Annotated in this window: 14 protein-coding genes and 1 pseudogene; 7 read left to right on the top strand and 8 right to left on the bottom strand. The window is 52.8% G+C overall.

The window, feature by feature from the left end:
* Positions 1 to 16: 16 nt before the first annotated feature.
* On the bottom strand, positions 17 to 694 hold the full coding sequence (locus BN873_RS00230; RefSeq protein WP_048669854.1) for a PspA/IM30 family protein: 678 nt from the start codon (positions 692 to 694) through the stop codon (positions 17 to 19).
* A 223-nt stretch (positions 695 to 917) separates the two neighbouring features.
* On the opposite strand from BN873_RS00230, the gene BN873_RS00235 reads away from it, so the two are divergent.
* The gene (locus BN873_RS00235) at positions 918 to 1,718 is read left to right on the top strand and encodes an inositol monophosphatase family protein (protein WP_048669855.1); all 801 of its coding nucleotides are present in this window, start codon (positions 918 to 920) and stop codon (positions 1,716 to 1,718) included.
* Here BN873_RS00235 and BN873_RS00240 read toward each other — a convergent pair.
* The 3 genes from BN873_RS00240 to sucC form a co-directional block, all read right to left on the bottom strand.
* Complete coding sequence (locus BN873_RS00240) at positions 1,715 to 3,349, bottom strand: NAD+ synthase (RefSeq protein WP_048669856.1); 1,635 nt, start codon at positions 3,347 to 3,349, stop codon at positions 1,715 to 1,717. The genes BN873_RS00235 and BN873_RS00240 overlap by 4 nt on opposite strands.
* Positions 3,350 to 3,468: 119 nt before the next feature.
* A complete protein-coding gene (gene sucD, locus BN873_RS00245) occupies positions 3,469 to 4,344 on the bottom strand; it encodes a succinate--CoA ligase subunit alpha (RefSeq protein WP_048669857.1) in 876 nt (291 codons plus the stop codon).
* Positions 4,345 to 4,387: 43 nt separating this feature from the next.
* A complete protein-coding gene (gene sucC, locus BN873_RS00250) occupies positions 4,388 to 5,548 on the bottom strand; it encodes an ADP-forming succinate--CoA ligase subunit beta (protein WP_048669858.1) in 1,161 nt (386 codons plus the stop codon).
* Positions 5,549 to 5,715: 167 nt separating this feature from the next.
* On the opposite strand from sucC, the gene BN873_RS00255 reads away from it, so the two are divergent.
* The 6 genes from BN873_RS00255 (at position 5,716) to BN873_RS00280 (ending at position 13,843) form a co-directional block, all read left to right on the top strand.
* Positions 5,716 to 7,431, top strand: a complete 1,716-nt coding sequence (locus tag BN873_RS00255; protein ID WP_048669859.1) for a sensor histidine kinase — start codon at positions 5,716 to 5,718, stop codon at positions 7,429 to 7,431.
* Positions 7,410 to 8,882, top strand: coding sequence for a sigma-54-dependent transcriptional regulator (locus BN873_RS00260; RefSeq protein WP_048669861.1), 1,473 nt, complete (start codon positions 7,410 to 7,412; stop codon positions 8,880 to 8,882). The genes BN873_RS00255 and BN873_RS00260 overlap by 22 nt, the downstream gene beginning before the upstream one ends.
* A 487-nt stretch (positions 8,883 to 9,369) precedes the next feature.
* Positions 9,370 to 9,801, top strand: a complete 432-nt coding sequence (locus BN873_RS00265; protein WP_048669862.1) for a pilin — start codon at positions 9,370 to 9,372, stop codon at positions 9,799 to 9,801.
* 68 nt (positions 9,802 to 9,869) lie between these two features.
* Complete coding sequence (locus tag BN873_RS19975) at positions 9,870 to 11,846, top strand: tetratricopeptide repeat protein (protein WP_139031614.1); 1,977 nt, start codon at positions 9,870 to 9,872, stop codon at positions 11,844 to 11,846.
* A 16-nt stretch (positions 11,847 to 11,862) separates the two neighbouring features.
* Positions 11,863 to 13,083 (top strand): glycosyltransferase, encoded by a 1,221-nt coding sequence (locus BN873_RS00275; RefSeq protein WP_048669864.1) that lies wholly within the window; start codon positions 11,863 to 11,865, stop codon positions 13,081 to 13,083.
* A 16-nt stretch (positions 13,084 to 13,099) separates the two neighbouring features.
* Positions 13,100 to 13,843: a class I SAM-dependent methyltransferase gene (locus BN873_RS00280; RefSeq protein ID WP_048669865.1), complete on the top strand. Its 744-nt coding sequence runs from the start codon at positions 13,100 to 13,102 to the stop codon at positions 13,841 to 13,843.
* Between the two features lie 22 nt (positions 13,844 to 13,865).
* Here BN873_RS00280 and BN873_RS00285 read toward each other — a convergent pair whose 3' ends face one another.
* The 4 genes and pseudogenes from BN873_RS00285 to BN873_RS00300 form a co-directional block, all read right to left on the bottom strand.
* Complete coding sequence (locus tag BN873_RS00285) at positions 13,866 to 14,978, bottom strand: glycosyltransferase (protein ID WP_048669866.1); 1,113 nt, start codon at positions 14,976 to 14,978, stop codon at positions 13,866 to 13,868.
* A gap of 11 nt (positions 14,979 to 14,989) precedes the next feature.
* Entirely contained in the window at positions 14,990 to 15,910 is a 921-nt protein-coding gene (locus BN873_RS00290; protein WP_048669867.1) for a glycosyltransferase family 2 protein, read from the bottom strand.
* Between the two features lie 22 nt (positions 15,911 to 15,932).
* A complete protein-coding gene (gene glf / locus BN873_RS00295) occupies positions 15,933 to 17,033 on the bottom strand; it encodes a UDP-galactopyranose mutase (RefSeq protein ID WP_048669868.1) in 1,101 nt (366 codons plus the stop codon).
* Positions 17,034 to 17,084: 51 nt separating this feature from the next.
* Positions 17,085 to 17,309 (bottom strand): annotated as a pseudogene (locus tag BN873_RS00300) (IS701 family transposase); the annotation flags it as partial.
* Between the last annotated feature and the right edge of the window lie 169 nt (positions 17,310 to 17,478).

Raw genomic sequence — 17,478 nt, forward strand, 5'->3', positions numbered from 1 at the left:
ACCCCGCAGCGCCCGCTCATTCCTTGCGGGTCACTTGCTGCTTGAGCGCAGCAAGTTCTAGCTCCACTTCAGTATGGGTTTCCATCTTCAGGAACTCCCGTTCGATTTGGCTGTACTCTCCGTATAGCTCTTCGCGTGCTTCCATCACCGATTCCATTTCGCTCACCTTATCTGCCATCCGACCGAACGAATTGTTGAGATCAAGGCCGGTCTGGAAGCGGTCGCGGACGTAATCCATCTGTTCACGCGCTTGCGCCGCCCGCTGCCGAGCGACCAAGCTGCCTTTTTTCAATCGTGCTTCTTCTAGCTTCATCTCCAGCGCCCGTAATTGGGTTTTGAGACGTTCGCTAGTCCGCCGTGCCGATTCCCAAGACATCTCCAGATTGGCAACGATATGATCGTGGTCTTTCTTGCGCATCAGCGCCTCCCGCGCGAGCGCTTCATTGCCAGATTCCACTGCGCGTCGCGCGCGTCCATGCCATTCTTCAGCCTGCCGTCGCTGGCTCTCTAGCTCCTTGGCCAACTGCTTTTCGCTGGCAACCGCATCAATCACTCCTTCGCGAGCACTGTTGATGTTCTCCTCCATCTCGCGAATGAGTTGTTTGATCAACCGTTCCGGGTCCTCGACCCGATCTACCAGATCATTGAGATTAGCGGTAATAACGTCGCTGATACGCTTGAATAGATTAGCCATATTCGCCTCCAATGAGTGACAATTTAGGGAAAGCATAGTCGGATTATAGGGGAGAATTAATCTTATGAACAGTGTTTAATTTTAATTTTTTAAGAATCTGTCAAATCATCGATACCCAGCCATTCCAGGAATTCCGCTAGCCGCCGAGCGGGTTTTAGTCTGCTATCATGACGCGCTCGCACCGGACACCCCGGCCCCTGTTCCGCACATCACCCGAACCGCCATGAACCCAGTTTTAACGATAGCTCAGCGTGCCGCTCTCAGCGCCGGCCGCATCCTGCTTCGCCATTTCGATCACCTCGAACGGCTCAATGTCACCGCTAAACAGCGCAATGACTTCGTTAGCGACGCCGATCTGCAAGCCGAGCAAGAGATCATCCAAACCTTGCGCAAGAGTTATCCCAATCACGCCATCCTCGCCGAGGAGAGCGGTGCCCAACCGGGACAAGAAGAGTATCAATGGGTCATCGACCCATTAGACGGCACCACGAATTTCCTGCACGGCATTCCGCACTTCGCTGTTTCCATCGCTTTGCGCCATAAAAACCGTCTGGAAGCGGCCCTGATTTACGATCCAATCCGGCAAGAGATGTTTACCGCTGCACGCGGTGGCAGCGCGCAGATGAACGACCGGCGCATCCGGGTCAGCGGCGTCAACGCGCTGGAAAACTCGCTCTTAGGCACCGGATTTCCGTTCCGCCATCCCACCCATCAGCCGGCTTACCTCAACATGTTCAGTGGCCTGTTCGGTAAGTGCATGGAGATTCGCCGGGCTGGGGCCGCGTCGCTGGATCTAGCTTATGTCGCTTGCGGCCGCTTAGATGCGTTTTGGGAGATTGGCTTAAAACCGTGGGATATCGCGGGCGGCGCTTTGTTGGTACAAGAAGCAGGCGGGCTGGTTAGCGACTTCGGCGGCGGCAACGACTTTATGCAAACGGGCAATATCGTTGCCGGTAATCCGAAACTATTCAAAGCGTTGCTACAAGAGATTCAGCCTCACCTCACCTCTGAGCTAGCCCGTTAGCGCCGAAACCCTGAAGTGATCGGATAGCGGCGGTCGCGGCCAAACGCGCGCGGCGTAATGCGTACGCCAGGCGCCGCCTGACGGCGCTTGTATTCATTGACGATCACCAGCCGCGCCACCCGCTCCACCGTCGCCCGATCAAACCCTGCCGCGATCAATTCCTCAACCGAGCGGTCTTGCTCCACGTAGCCGTGAAGAATGGCGTCCAATACATCGTAGGGCGGCAGGCTGTCCTGATCGGTTTGATCCGGCCGCAATTCCGCTGACGGCGGCCGGTCGATTACCCGTTGCGGAATCACCGGCGACAGGCTGTTGCGATAGGCCGACAGTCGATACACCATCGTTTTCAGCACATCCTTAATCGGCGCGAAACCGCCCGCCATGTCACCGTACAATGTGGAATAGCCGACCGCCGTTTCGCTCTTGTTGCCGGTGGTCAACACCATCTTGCCGGTCTTGTTGGAAATCGCCATCAGCAACACACCGCGGCAGCGGGCTTGGATATTCTCCTCGGCGATACCCGGCGGCAACCCGGCAAACACCGGCTGCAACACCTGCAAGAAGGCTTGAAAGGTCGGCTCGATGGGCAGCGTGTAATAGTTAACGCCCAAGGCGTTGGCTTCCAATTCGGCATCGGTATTACTCATATCGGCGGTGTAGCGCGAGGGCATCGACACCGCCTCGACCCGCTCCGCACCCAAAGCATCCACCGCGATGGCCAGGGTCAGCGCCGAGTCGATACCGCCGGATAAACCCAGCACCACGCCGGGAAAACCGTTTTTCTGCACGTAATCGCGCACGCCCAGCACTAAGGCTTGATAGATGCCTTCTTCCAAACCCGGCTCGGCGGCAATTGGCCCCTGAACGGGCACCAGACCGGTCTCAGTGTGCTGAAAATCGACTGGATAGAGACCTTCTGCAAAGAAAGGCGCTCGTTGGATCAACGTACCGTCCGCACCGACCACCATCGACCCGCCGTCGAACACCAATTCGTCCTGGCCACCGAGCAGGTTAACGTAAACGATGGGAACGCCGTTCTCCGCGACCCGCTGGCGCAGCACATCCAGCCGTTGATTGCCTTTACCAGCGTGGTAGGGCGAGGCGTTGAGGTTCACCAACAATTGTGCCCCAGCCTGGGTGGCTTGCGCCATCGGGTCAGGCTGCCAGGCATCTTCGCAAACCGTCATGCCGACCCGAACGCCTTTAACCGTTGCGATGCCCGGCTCGGTCCCGGCGATAAAATAGCGTTTCTCGTCGAACACGCTGTAGTTCGGCAGTAGTTGCTTGCAGTAAGTCGCCTGGATCGCGCCATCGTCCAGCAGCACAGCCGCATTACGCAACCCTGCCGATGTCCTATTGGGGCAACCGATCACGGCGGCGATGCCTGGCATCGCTTGGCGCAGCCGCTGTAGCGCCGGTTCGACCTGAGCGATAAAGCCAGGACGCAACAGCAAATCTTCCGGCGGATAGCCGGTGAGCGCCAGTTCGGGAAAAACGATCAGATCGGCCTGCAACCGGTCGCGCGCCGCCAGCGCGGCGGCGATGATTTTGTCGGTGTTACCGGCGATATCGCCGACCAGGAAATTCAACTGGGCCATCACGACCCGAAAAGGGGTAGCGGGAGCGATCATGGCGGACGGCGATCTCCTCGGCGACTGTCGGTCAATAAACCAACATTAAGGCTTGCAGATAGCAAAAGGGGCGCTTTCGCGCCCCCGATTGGCTGTAAACTCGGACAGGAATCCGACGATTACGGGAAGAACTTCTTCATCGCCGCGCCGATATCGGCCGGAGAACGGACGATAGTCGCGCCCGCCGCTTCCAGCGCCGCGAACTTGTCAGCCGCCGTACCCTTGCCACCCATGATGATCGCGCCCGCATGGCCCATACGCTTGCCGGGAGGTGCGGTGACGCCGGCGATGTAGGCCACCACCGGCTTTTTGACATTGGCTTTGATGTAATCAGCCGCTTCTTCCTCGGCGCTGCCGCCGATTTCACCGACCATCACGATGCCTTCAGTCTGCGGGTCGTCCTTGAACAGGGTGATGACATCGATAAAGCTCATGCCGTGAATCGGGTCGCCGCCGATGCCAACGCAGGTCGATTGCCCCAGCCCGGCGCGGGTGGTCTGATCGACTGCCTCATAAGTTAGGGTGCCGGAGCGGGAGACGATGCCGATTTTGCCAGGCTTGTGGATATGGCCGGGCATGATGCCCATCTTGCAGCCGCCGGGGGTGATCACACCCGGACAGTTGGGGCCGATCAGATAGGTGTTGGGATAGTTGTTCATCAACACCGCTTTCACTTTCAGCATGTCCGTGACCGGAATGCCCTCGGTGATACAGGCGATAACCTTAATACCAGCCTCAGCCGCTTCCAAAATCGCGTCACCGGCGAAGGCCGCCGGCACGTAGATCATACTGGCCTCGGCCCCGGTGGCCTCGACCGCTTCGCGCACGGTGTTGAACACCGGCTTGTCCAAATGCTTGGTGCCGCCCTTACCGGGGCTGATGCCGCCGACCAGATTGGTACCGTAAGCGATGGACTGTTCAGAGTGGAAGGTGCCCTGCGAGCCGGTGAAGCCCTGGCAGATGACCTTGGTGTCTTTGTTGATCAGAATGCTCATGGTCGTCTCGTTCTCTCTAAATCGTGGAAACCGAATGCGCCGATTACTTGACGGCGGCTACCGCCTTTTTGGCGGCATCGGTGAGATCGTCGGCGGCCATGATGTTCATGCCCGATTTGGCCAGCATCTCACGGCCCGCTTCCACGTTGGTGCCTTGCAGGCGCACCACCACGGGCAGGGTCAGCCCCACTTCCTTGACGGCGGCGATAATGCCTTCGGCGATGGTGTCGCAGCGGACGATGCCGCCGAAGATATTGACCAGAATCGCCTTGACCTTGGACGAAGACAGAATCAGTTTGAAGGCGCGAGCGACACGCTCAGCGGTGGCACCGCCGCCCACATCCAGGAAGTTGGCTGGTTCGCCGCCTTGCAGTTTGATGACGTCCATAGTCGCCATCGCCAGGCCAGCGCCGTTGACCATGCAGCCGATACTGCCGTCCAGCGCCACGTAATTGAGGCCGATTTCGTGGGCAATATGCTCGCGCTCGTCTTCCTGGGTGGGATCGCGCATCTCGGCGGTGTCCTTGTGCCGGTAGAGGGCGTTGTCGTCCAGGCTGACCTTGGCGTCCAGCGCCATCACCTGACCGTCGGTAGTCACGATCAGCGGATTGATCTCGACCATGCTGCAATCCTTTTGCGTGAACAGGTTATAAACCCCGCTCAAAACTTTAACCAGTTGATCAACCTGCTTCTTTTCCATGCCCATGCGGAAACCCAGATCGCGCGCTTGGTACGGCTGAATGCCAGCGACCGGATCGACGGTAATGGTCAGAATCTTCTCGGGCGTCTTGGCGGCAACTTCTTCGATGTCCATGCCGCCTTCCGAGGAGCCGATCAGGATCACGCGCTTCTTGCTGCGATCCACCAGCGCACTCAGATAATATTCCTTGGTGATGTCCACCCCGTCTTGAATCAGCAGGGCGTGAACTTTGACACCATCCGCGCCGGTTTGCTTGGTCACCAGGGTCGATCCCAGCAGCTTGCCGGAGATATCCTCGACATCTTGCAGGCTGCGCGCCAGCTTGACGCCACCCGCCTTACCGCGACCGCCCGCGTGAACCTGGGCCTTGACCACCCAAAGTGGGCCGCCAATTTGCTTGGCCGCTTCGACCGCTTCCTGCTGGGAAGTGACCTTAATGCCGCGGGGTATCGCCACGCCGAATTGCTGTAGGAGTTCTTTTGCTTGGTATTCGTGCAGGTTCATGCGGATTACATCCCCCTTTTTCAGTGAGGTTGTGATTGTACCCCGAAATCTCTCATCGTTCACGCCCGCCTTAAAATCGGTGACGGCCGGCCCATTCGGGCGCCGATGGAGTTACAATTATAGCTGATCATAACCCTTTCAGAAAAATCCCTTCCTCTTGCCTCGCTATGGCCGCCGCTGAGTATTCCGCTGGTCTATCCGCCGAGCTTCATCTGGATCGTCGCCATCGGTGGCGAGCTTTCCGGGTCGCTAATGTTTACCGAGTAACCCTGGCTATCGTCCTATTAACGGCATTGGCCCTGGGTGAGCAAAACCGCCTGTTCGGCAAGCAAAATCCTTCACTTTTTCTCACGACTGTCCTTGCTTACATGGCCTTGGCGTTGGCAGGCATCGCCGGCAGCTACTGGCGACGACCAGCACTGATGATCCAGGCCCATGTACAGATGCTGGGGGACTTGATAGCGCTAACGCTGATGATCCATACCTCTGGGGGCCTAGCCAGTAGTCTGAATAACTTGATGATTACCGCTATTGCCGCCAGCAGCATCCTGTTACCACTGAGTTCGGCCTTGCTGTCCGCCGCAGTGGGATTTTTTCTATTGGCCGGCTCCTGGGCCATCACGCAATGGCAAGCCAGCGACCGGACAGGGCAAGGGTTTCGCCTGCCTGATGGTGGGTTCGATATTCCTTCTTGGCTGGGCGTCTCCGACGATCTGGTGCGGTTGGGGGTTTTAGGGGCCGCCTTGTTCATTGCGGCTGGCCTGAGCCATGCTCTGGCGGAACGGGCACGCCGTAGCGAGGCCCTCGCGCGACGGCGCACCTGGGAGCTAGTGGAAATCGCCGAGTTGAACCAGGGTATTATTCAGCGTTTACAGAGTGGTGTGGTGGTGGTAGACCGAGCCGACCAAGTGCAATTGTTGAACGACACCGCACGAGAATTGTTGGATTGCCGTTGGGCACAACCCCCCGTACCCTTAGGGGAGCTATCGCCACCGCTGTATCGGCAGTTGCAAGCTTGGCGCGCCAATGCTGGCGATATTCCAGTGTTCCGAGCGGTCGAGCATCGACCGGAACTGATCCCACGTTTCGCTCATCTTGGTGGTAGTAATGAAGCGAATACATTGATTATGTTAGAGGATTCTGAACAGGCCGCCGAGCGGCTCCAGCAGATCAAGCTAGCCGCTTTAGGCCGCTTGACGGCGGGTATCGCCCATGAAATCCGTAACCCGCTCGCAGCCATCAGTCACGCCGCCCAACTTTTACAGGAATCTACTGATGCCAGTACCGGCAACCGCCGGCTCGGCCAAATTGTCCATGACAACGTCCAGCGCGCTAACCGCATCATCAACGATGTGCTTGATCTTGCCCGGCGAGATCGGGTACGGTCAGAGCGACTGGGGCTTGAGCCTTGGCTCGCGACGTTTGTTCGGGAGTTTCGGCACGGACCGGAAGGAGTAACGCCTACTTGGCAATCAACCGTTGATCCCGCCGATCTGGAGATCATGTTCGACCCCCACCAGTTACGGCAAGTGCTTTGGAATCTCTGCGCTAATGCGTGCCAGTACGGCAGCCAGCCCGGCCAAAGCCCGATAATTACTTTGAATGCCGGCCTAGAAGCAGAACGTGGCCGGCCGTTTCTGGATGTACGCGACGCAGGTCCTGGCGTCAGGCCAGAAAATATTGAAAAGCTATTCGAACCGTTTTTTACTACCCGCTCGAAAGGCACTGGCCTCGGGCTTTATCTGGCACGCGAACTGTGCGAAGCCAACCGCGCCCATTTACAATATTTAGCTATTGCTGAAGGTGGTAGCTGTTTCCGTATCACCTTCGCTTCCGCGAGTTCAGCTACCGAGATGGATTTATGGACGACCGCAACGCCCTGATCGTGGACGATGAAGCCGATATCCGCGAATTGATTGAACTGACTCTGGCACCGCTGGGGGTGACATGTTTTTTGGCCGAAACCCTGGATGAAGCACGGGCTTTGCTTAAACGCCAACCCCTCAGTTTCTGCATTACCGACTTGCATCTGCCCGACGGTAACGGTCTGGAGCTGGTCGCGCATATTCAAAAACATCACGCGGCATTGCCCGTCGCGGTGATCACCGCCCATGGCAATGTCGAAAGCGCGGTGGAAGCCCTGAAATTGGGCGCGTTCGATTTCATTTCCAAACCCTTTGAGCTTTCAACGCTGCGTGACATCGTAGCAACCGCCCTGCGCCTGAATCGAGGTAGCGAAACGCGCGCCGGTGAAAACCGCCCCAGCGACAGCCGCTCCGGCGATCTGCGGCAACCTGTGTTACTCGGTCATTCCGTGGCGATGCAGGATGTTCGGGCGCTGATCGCCAAACTGGCCCGTAGCCAAGCCCCGATCCTGATCACTGGCGAATCCGGCACGGGTAAGGAGGTGGCCGCTCGGCTTGTTCATCTGTCGGGGCCGCGCGCTGACAAGCCTTTCGTGCCTGTGAATTGCGGCGCAATTCCCGAACAACTGATGGAAAGCGAGTTGTTCGGCTATAAAAAGGGCAGTTTTACCGGCGCCACGCAGGATAAAAGCGGCTTATTTCAGGTCGCTCGCGGCGGTACGTTGTTTCTGGATGAAGTGGCCGAATTACCAATGCACATGCAAGTGAAGCTGTTGCGAGCCATCCAGGAGCGAGCGGTGCGGCCGGTCGGTGCCCCATCCGAAATTGCCATTGATGTGCGGATTCTCAGTGCGACCCACAAAAACCTAGCGGCTCTGGTGCGTAATGGGGCTTTCCGCCAGGATTTATTCTACCGTTTAAATGTCATTGAGTTACAGATGCCCAGCTTGCGTGAACACCCGGAAGATATTCCTGAATTGGTCGCGGCCACCTTCGAGCGGCTGAGCCAGCAACCAGGAGCACCCAAACTAGGGGTCACGCCTTCCGCACTGGAAGCGCTGCAACGCCATACTTTTCCGGGCAATATCCGTGAGCTGGAAAATATTTTGGAGCGGGCGTTCACACTCTGCGAGAACGGAGTCATCCAACCGGAAGATTTGCTGCTACCGGCACCGACCAGTGCACTATCGTCCCCCGTGGTTCGCGCCGCTCCACCGTCTATTGACCATCCGCCGCCACGCGCTGAACCCGCAAAGCCGGTTATGCCCCTACGTCATGCGGATGAGGCAAAAACCCAGCCGATGACTCCCGTTGTCAGCGATCTGGAAGGTTATCTGGAGGGCTTGGAAAGAGCCGCTATCCTCCGCGCTCTGGAAGCGACTCGCTATAACAAGACCGCTGCCGCTGAAAAACTGGGGATTAGCTTTCGGGCTTTACGTTATCGGCTGAAAAAGCTGGGGCTGGAATAGCAGGATAGCCCCCAGCCATCTCTTGGCGGGCCGGAATCGCCATGTGCTGCGGTGAGTTTTGCAGTTAGCTACCTTAACCAAGCGTGGTTTGGCATCCTAAATGATCCCAAACTCCTCTCTCAAATCTGAAAGCTTTATCTGCGTCATAGCGATGCAGGTTCTTCCCAAAAATGTCAATTATCGTAACCCCCTACTACAGCAGTAAAAGTTACTTATCCAAGCAACCTTGGACTGACATTTTTTGTCATGCACGCTCAATTTATGTCACTAAAAAAAATCATTTAAGCCATTTAAGATCTTTAACTTGTTGAACAAAAAAACCTAAAAAATTATTTTATTAATATTTTTCAAAAAGTTATTAATAAATTATTTTATAATCCTTGTATTGGCACGACTTCTGCAATCCTTAACCTCGAAGGGATCGCAAAGTGATCCCCGATGATTCCCAAACCAAAGCGGTTATCTTATCAAAAATAAGGAGTTGGCAATGAATAAGTTCCAAAAAGGCTTCACCCTGATTGAACTCATGATCGTCGTAGCGATCATCGGCATCCTGGCTGCCATCGCGATTCCGGCATATCAGGATTATACGATTCGCGCACAAGTTTCGGATGGTATGAGCCTAGCCTCTGGCGGAAAAACCGCTGTAAGCGAATACAAGATGACCAAAGGCACTTATCCGGCTGATAATCCTGCCGCTGGCGTGGCTGATGCTACCGATATTAAGAGCAAATACGTGAGTAGTGTTGCTATCCTTAATGGTTTGATTACCGTAACTTACGATGGCCCCGATGCGAACACTAAGCTCAAGCCTAAAACTCTTCTGCTAAGCCCTGTCTCGAATGTTGGCAGCATTGACTGGGTATGCAAAGGTGGCACAGTTGATTCCAAATACTTGCCTTCTTCTTGCCGCCGTTAATTACTGTCAGTTAGCTTAACCAGAAAAGCCTGGCTTCGGCCAGGCTTTTTGTCGTCGGATTTTTATAGATGGCAAGAAAAACACACATAGTCGTCATTAGTATTTTACTGGCTACCAGCTGGATCCTAGCTTTCTTAATTTACACACCAGGATTGAAAGGGCCCTTCTTATTTGATGATTTTCCTAATTTAGAAAAAATTGGCGCACTCGGCCCGATTAAAAACTGGGAGCTTTTTCAAGCCTATATCTCCAGTGGATTTTCTGGTCCAACAGGACGTCCTATTTCTCTACTCAGCTTCCTTCTGAATACCAATGACTGGCCAGCTGATCCTGAACCATTTAAGCAAACTAATCTCTTAATTCATCTTCTTATTAGCGTTATTCTTTTTTCAACAATTCGCAAACTCCTAGTTTCCATCAGCCGATCCTGGCATGAAGCTAATTGGATCGCGCTGATCGCTACAACCCTGTGGCTACTCAATCCATTTCTAGTTTCAACAACGCTGTATGTCATACAACGGATGACACAGCTTGCTGCCCTATTTTCCATTCTAGGTATTTGGGGTTACTTACAAGGGCGAAGCTGGCTATCTACCCGACCATATCTCGGGTATATCACTATTAGCTTTAGTGTGGGATTAGGAACATTTTTAGCAGTCTTTAGCAAAGAAAATGGTGTGCTATTGCCATTGCTTATTCTAGTCATTGAGCTAACGCTAGCTTTTCACTGGAAAACACCTGCTCCAAACTGGCGTTGGACTATAGTATTTTTAGGATTACCTGCGCTAGTTATCATTGCTTATCTAGCTACCCCGCTTAGTCATATTGCAAGCCCGATCCCAACCCGAAATTTTTCCTTATTAGAGCGGCTGCTAACCGAGCCTAGAATACTTTGGGACTATCTATTCCACCTATTCATCCCACATATTCAAACTCGCGGCCTCTATCAAGATGGCATTGTCGTTTCGAAGGGATTTTCTACTCCTTGGACAACACTGACCGCGTTATTAGGACTGATTATCTTAACTATAGTTGGATGGTTAGTACGACAGCGCTGGCCATTGGTGAGCCTGTCTATATTATTTTTCTTAGCCGGACATTTGCTTGAGTCGACGACTATAGCACTTGAGCTCTATTTTGAACATCGCAATTATTTACCAGCTATATTTCTGTTCTTACCCATTGGATCTGCGCTCATGGCGCTAAATGAACGACACAAACTAGCGCTCGGCACTCTAGCAGCTATTTTTATATATGGTACTTATGCCATTGCAACCTGGCAGGGCGCGCGTCTCTGGGGTAATGAGAATCAACTGATGCTAGTATGGGCAGAAATGAACCCGCTTTCACCTCGTGCTCAAAGTTCAGCGGTCCAAGCCTTGTTACAAATGGGTAAGCCGTCTGAAGCTTATGTGCGCATGGAACAAGCTTTGCGAAAGATCCCTGATAGCTCACTCCTTACCAGTAGCTATCTCTCTCTCAAAGCTAATCTAGGTGTCCTCAATACTAGTGAATTTACTGAACTTGCCAACCGCTTGCGACAACAGCCATTCGATGCACAGATGCTGCGCGCCCTAGAACATTTGGTCGATACTTTGAATACAAATGCGCCCCTACCTGAGCACAGCGCGATCATGATGTCTCTGTTAAGTGGATTGCGCGATGATCTCAAGGGGCGGGTTTCTGTAGCTCATCGCTACACTTATTATTTACAAGCACTATTATTGTTAGATCAATGCGATGGGAATAAAGCTTACCCCTATTTTAAAGAAGCCTTATCACATTACAGAAGGGTACAAACCGGCTTATATATCGTTAGCCTCCTTGCGACTCGCGGTTACTATCAGCAAGCAATGGATATATTGGATCATCTCAAGGAAGTGTTAGACGTTCAACCTGATAGCGCGCTTGATCGACAACGTGACACCTACAAGCAAGAAATTGTTCGATTGCGTAATATCCTACAGAAAGATATGCTCAACCCTTCCCAGACGGCGGATAAAGCTCATCAATGCCTCTGGCTCCAAAATCAGATCAATCACTAAAAAATTAGAGAGGCGTATGATTCCAGATAAAAAATTACTTGTTTTATCATCTAGTTACCCAAGATGGCTTGGAGACCACGAGCCGGGTTTTATCCACGAACTATCAAAAAGACTCACTGATCAATTTCAAGTAAGGGTGCTCTGCCCACACACGGCAGGCACGGCAGTGCATGAAAATTTCGAAGGGGTCCAAGTAATACGTTATCGCTACGCGCCGGATTCACTGGAAACTTTGGTAAACGATGGCGGTATCATTAATAACTTAAAGCAGCAGCCGTTGAAATGGTTACTAGTGCCACCTTTTTTATTCGGGCTACTTTGGCGGACTTGGCGCGAGATTAATCGTTGGAGACCCGACTTAATTCATGCCCACTGGCTGCTACCGCAAGGTTTAGTGGTGGCATTGCTCAGTCTGCTGAACCGGCAGACCCCACCTTTTCTAGCGACGTCCCATGGCGCTGATCTGTTTGCTCTGCGTGCTTGGCCACTAAAATTTCTTAAAAGCATTGCTGTTCAGAAAGCTGCTGCCTTAACGGCGGTGAGTCATGCGATGACAACAGAATTAGCAGCCCTCGGAGCACCTCTTGACAAAATTAATGTACTACCCATGGGAGTTGATATCAACCAACGCTTTACTCCCTCATCCAATCAGCCTCGCTCATATGATGAGATTCTATTTGTTGGGCGTTTAGTGGAAAAAAAAGGGTTACGTTATCTACTTGCTGCCATGCCGGAGATCATCGCCAATCATCCTTCAGTGTCTTTGACGATTGTAGGTTTCGGGCCAGAAGAAAGCGAACGGCGTGCCCAAGCTACTGCACTAGGTATTGCACACAAAGTCAATTTTATCGGCGCGCTAGCGCAAACGGAACTTCCAGTTCTTTATCGGCGTGCGGCTGTCTTCGTTGCGCCTTTCATTCGTGCTAGATCCGGTGATCAGGAGGGTTTACCCGTTACCTTGATGGAGGCAATTGCTTGCGGTTGTCCCGCAATAACCGGTAATCTGGAGGCTATGTCTGACCTGTTTGAAGCAGAAGAAATGGATATGTGCGTCGCGCCTGCTGATATTGGGATGCTGGCAAAACGTATCATCATCACCCTCAAACGGCCGGATGATGCCCGATACCGTGCCGAATGCCTGCGCCTACGACTTTCGCAGCGCTTGAGTTGGGAAACGATTACACAGCAATACAATACTTTATTGCAAAATATGTTGCCCTCTCCCTTTCCTAAGTAGCCTATTAAGAATACTCATGAGAAATAAGCAACCTAAACTCGTTCTAAGAGAAAGCTGTATTGAAGATTTAACACATTCCTGGATACCAGGTTATTTTCTTGAAGTAGGCGCTGGAACCGGTTACATGACGGTAAAATTTTTAGAACGTGGTTTCTACGGTAGTTGTTATGATTTGGGCCAAGAAAGCAGGAATCGACTAAGAGAGAATTTAACTACCTTCCAAGGGTATATCAATGTTTTAGATGATTTAAATTTTCTTACTCCCAATACATTCGATTACCTATTTGCTTTCGAGGTTTTAGAACATATTGACGATGATGGAGAAGCCTTAAAGCATTGGACAAAATATCTTAAACCAGGAGGTAGAATTTTAATAACTGTACCCGCACACACCAAGAAATTCGGAAAGTCCGATGAGGTCGTTGGCCATATTCGCCGCTATGAGCGACAGGAATTAATTAATATTCTCAAGGAAGCAGGATACAAAAATATCTCCTTAATTAATTACGGATTTCCTCTAACTGAAATCACCAGAATCATATCAAATTTACTAATCTCTAATGAGAATAGCTATTTAAAACTTACGCCTACAGAGAGGAGTACACGCAGCAGTTTTTCAAGGCCCCAACACATTCAAAAACTCCTCAGTAGATTAAACGAGAATATATTTTACCCTTTCAAGTTTATTCAGCGGATATTTTACGAAAAAGATTGGGGGGATGGTCTAGTGGCTACTGCTCAAAAGTTACAATCATTATAGGAGTAATATATTGACAACTATCTTAGAAAGGCGCATCATTTTCGATGCAGTCCAAATAAGCTTGTTCCATAGGTATGGCTATTTCACTCCAATCTTGAATTTTCAACTTTATTAACTCAGGCTGCATCAATTGATTTTTTAAGCATCTCGCTAAGCTTGATATATCATCTGCATCATAAAGTATTTGCTCGGAAGATTGAAACAGCGACGCCATTGACCCTACACACGCAACAGCAAGCGGTATTTCGCAAGCAACCATTTCATAAGCTTTTTGTGGAAAACTATAACGGCCGTAAGGCGTATCCCGCAGATAAACCACCCCAACATCAAGCATATTAAACAATTCGGCAGTTTGGGCATGAGGTAACACCCCTAAATAATGTATACGCGGGCTATCTGGCAGTGGACACTGCCGGTCCAAGGGACCAGCCAGGACTAAGTGCACATTTGGATCTTCCTTGCTCAACTGCTCAAAGGCCCGATACAGTGGTTCAATACCCTTCTCGCGCGACAGCCCACCGGCCGTACCAATGAGCTTGGCATCCGGTGGTAATCCCAAACTTTTCCGGCAAACACGGCGGTCGCGCGGATAGAAAATTGTCCGGTCGATGGTGCTCGGCAGCGCAAGTACCGCGCCGCGCGCCCGATAGTCGGTTCGCACCAAATCAGCCAGTGGCTCCGACACGCAGGTCACTACCGCTGCCCGGCGCAAGGCCCGGCGGTAGAGCGCAACCAAGCCAGGCAAACGAGATAAACCGAAGCTCTCGAAATGATCATACAGATCGACCGCCAACGGCACCTTCAGTCGTCCTGCCAACCAACTCGTCAAAACGATGATCGGCGCATCCGAAGCGCCCACCATGATATCAGGCGAGAAGGCATGCAACAGGCGCAAGGCTTGGATCGGGTAAGTTAGCCCACCGAAATCCGGTGTTAGACCAACCCAGCGCAAACGGCCCGGGCTGGCAGTATGCCACTCGTCTCGATGCTGCGTAGCACGATAGCTAAAACACAGACCCAGCACCTCATGGCCGCGCAGCGCCAGTTGACGCGGTTGTTCGTACAGTCGCGCATAGCGATCCACGATCACATCATGGCTCATATACTGACGCTTGCAGAGATAGGCGATGCGCATGGCGAGTTTTCTCAGGGTGGCCGGCGGCGGGCGCCGAGCCGACCGCCAAATCCATCCCAGAAACCTTGCAGGTAAGCGTGCATTTGGTGCCAGCGGTCGGGGTCGTGATATAAGCAATCTATCAGACGAATCAACAATCCAGGGATGGTTTCAGTCCAAAGTCGCCGGCCGTAATGGCGACGCGCGATGACTATCCGGTTACGCACGTCATAATAGCGTTTCCAAGGCGGCAGGAGCAGATTGTCGAACTGACGACCCAGCAGTGCGATCGTTCGACGGCCCGGTAAAGGATGGTTAAGGACACTGCCTGTAACCAGAAACAAGCGAGCGCCCATTCTGCGGGCACGCTCGCAATAATCGATGTCATCCCCGGCCAGAAACATCTCGGCATCAGGCAAACCGATTTGTTCGACGGCGTGGCGGTGGGCGAACAAACCCAGAAAGGTCAACGCGGCGACTTCAAGCAACGGCTCGGTCAGTTCGCCACTATATTTCAGGCGCGAGCCACCCGACACGGCCATGGCTGGCCAACACAACCGGCGTTGTGGATCATCCAATGCTATAGCGACCGAGCTGTATAAATGCGGCGGCCGCGGCTGGCAAGCAAGCAGCTGGGCTAGCGCCGATGGGTCCGGGCACGCGTCGTCATCCATCAACCAGAGCCAATCGTAACCGCCGTTTAAGCCATGGCACACGCCGGCATGGAAACCGCCCGCGCCGCCCAGATTCTCGGCCAGCCGGAGATAATCGATACGTGGATCATTGATGTAACCCCCTGCTCGCAACCATTCAGCCGTGCCATCGGTCGAGGCATTATCAACTAGGATGATTCGGTCTGGTGGCCTCGTCTGGTCGAACAACGCTGCTAGACAGACGGCAAGCAAGTGCAGTCGATTGTAGGTTACTAGAACGGTGGCGACGGTAGCAGCCATGGAGGTTGTATGTGCGCACCGATCAGGCCGAGCCGAGAATCCGCTCGGCGGTTTTTAAAGCAGCGGCAATCACTTGATCCATGTTGTAGTACCGATATTGCGCCAGCCGGCCGACGAAAAAAACGTTCCTCTCAACAGCAGCGAGTGCCTTATATTGCTGGTACAGAGCTTCGTTCTCCGGACGCGGCACTGGGTAATAGGGATCGCCTTCGGCTTGCGGATATTCGCGGACGATAGCAGTGTGCGAGTGTTGTTGGCCAGTCAGGTATTTGAATTCGGTAATGCGGGTATAAGCATGGTCATTGGGATAGTTGACCACCGCCGCCGGTTGATAGCGGGAAATCCCCGGCAGATGTTCGTGCTCGAAACGCAAGGAGCGGTACGGTAAACGGCCATAACAGTAATTGAAATAAGCGTCGATAGGACCCGTATAAATGATAGTTTTAGCTTTTATCTGCTGGCGTATGGCGAAAAAATCGGTATTGAGTTCGAGATGAATGTTTGGATGGTCCAGCATCCGCTGGAATAAAGCGGTGTAGCCATCCTTGGGCATGATCTGGAACTCATCGTTGAAATACCGGTCATCCCGATTGGTGCGTACCGGAATGCGGGCAGTAACAGCAGCATTGAGTTGGGAAGGGTCAAGGCCCCATTGCTTGCGCGTGTAGCCTCGGAAGAATTTTTCGTAGAGATCACGGCCGACAGTATTGAGGACGACATCTTCGCTGGTTTTGATCGGATCGCGGGGTTCCCGTACTCGCTCGAAATACGCTTGAATACCAACTTCATCGAGATTCAAACCATAAAGGCGGTTGATGGTATCTTGATTGATAGGGATAGGCAGCAATTGGCCTTCAACACTGGCAAGGACGCGATGTTCGTAAGGCAACCAGTCGGTAAAACGAGAAAGATAATCGACCACACGCTGAGCGTTGGTGTGGAAGATATGAGGGCCATAACGATGAATGAGGACACCTTGGGCGTCACACTCATCGTAGGCATTACCAGCAATGTGAGGACGCTGGTCAAGAACCAGTATTTGGTGACCTGCTCTCGCAAGTTGCTCAGCAACAACACTGCCAGCGAATCCGGAACCAACTATTACTATCTTAGTAGTACTCATAGCTATCTATTTATAGTCATCATTTAAAATTATTAGTTAATCTATTAGGAGTTACGTAGTTGCGGGCAAGTTATAAAGTGGATTAGCCAGGTAGGCCCGAACGCCGGGGCGGATGACAGCGAGCTTTGCCTCCAACCAACTGAGGCCGGTTTTGTAGCAATGCCATTCCAAGCGCAAGAAGGCGCGTAACGCGAGACCGATGTGGTTGCGTTGAGCGCGCGCGACGCGGACTTGATCCTGCTCGATACTACGGTACTGCTTGATCGCACGATGATACGTTGCCGTTTTACGTACGGTGCTGCTTCTCGCCACAGCATCAGCGCATCCGGCTCCAATCGGTGCAGCAAGTGGGTAAACGTATCATGCGCCAAAGCCTGATTCTCGTCCGATTGTGCCCGCTCCGCTACCGTCGCGCTGCACACCTTCGAGGTCGCAATCAGAAACT

It is taken from the genome of Candidatus Competibacter denitrificans Run_A_D11 (assembly GCF_001051235.1).
GTDB lineage: Bacteria > Pseudomonadota > Gammaproteobacteria > Competibacterales > Competibacteraceae > Competibacter_A > Competibacter_A denitrificans.

Bases quoted from the DNA above. Each gene is read 5' to 3' on its own strand.
- sucC (WP_048669858.1), bottom strand. From the start codon at position 5,548: ATGAACCTGCACGAATACCAAGCAAAAGAACTCCTACAGCAATTCGGC.
- BN873_RS00265 (WP_048669862.1), top strand. From the start codon at position 9,370: ATGAATAAGTTCCAAAAAGGCTTCACCCTGATTGAACTCATGATCGTC.
- BN873_RS00260 (WP_048669861.1), top strand. From the start codon at position 7,410: ATGGACGACCGCAACGCCCTGATCGTGGACGATGAAGCCGATATCCGC.
- BN873_RS00240 (WP_048669856.1), bottom strand. From the start codon at position 3,349: ATGATCGCTCCCGCTACCCCTTTTCGGGTCGTGATGGCCCAGTTGAAT.
- BN873_RS00285 (WP_048669866.1), bottom strand. From the start codon at position 14,978: ATGCGCATCGCCTATCTCTGCAAGCGTCAGTATATGAGCCATGATGTG.
- BN873_RS00275 (WP_048669864.1), top strand. From the start codon at position 11,863: ATGATTCCAGATAAAAAATTACTTGTTTTATCATCTAGTTACCCAAGA.
- BN873_RS00235 (WP_048669855.1), top strand. From the start codon at position 918: ATGAACCCAGTTTTAACGATAGCTCAGCGTGCCGCTCTCAGCGCCGGC.
- BN873_RS00290 (WP_048669867.1), bottom strand. From the start codon at position 15,910: ATGGCTGCTACCGTCGCCACCGTTCTAGTAACCTACAATCGACTGCAC.
- BN873_RS19975 (WP_139031614.1), top strand. From the start codon at position 9,870: ATGGCAAGAAAAACACACATAGTCGTCATTAGTATTTTACTGGCTACC.
- glf (WP_048669868.1), bottom strand. From the start codon at position 17,033: ATGAGTACTACTAAGATAGTAATAGTTGGTTCCGGATTCGCTGGCAGT.
- BN873_RS00230 (WP_048669854.1), bottom strand. From the start codon at position 694: ATGGCTAATCTATTCAAGCGTATCAGCGACGTTATTACCGCTAATCTC.
- sucD (WP_048669857.1), bottom strand. From the start codon at position 4,344: ATGAGCATTCTGATCAACAAAGACACCAAGGTCATCTGCCAGGGCTTC.
- BN873_RS00255 (WP_048669859.1), top strand. From the start codon at position 5,716: ATGGCCGCCGCTGAGTATTCCGCTGGTCTATCCGCCGAGCTTCATCTG.
- BN873_RS00280 (WP_048669865.1), top strand. From the start codon at position 13,100: ATGAGAAATAAGCAACCTAAACTCGTTCTAAGAGAAAGCTGTATTGAA.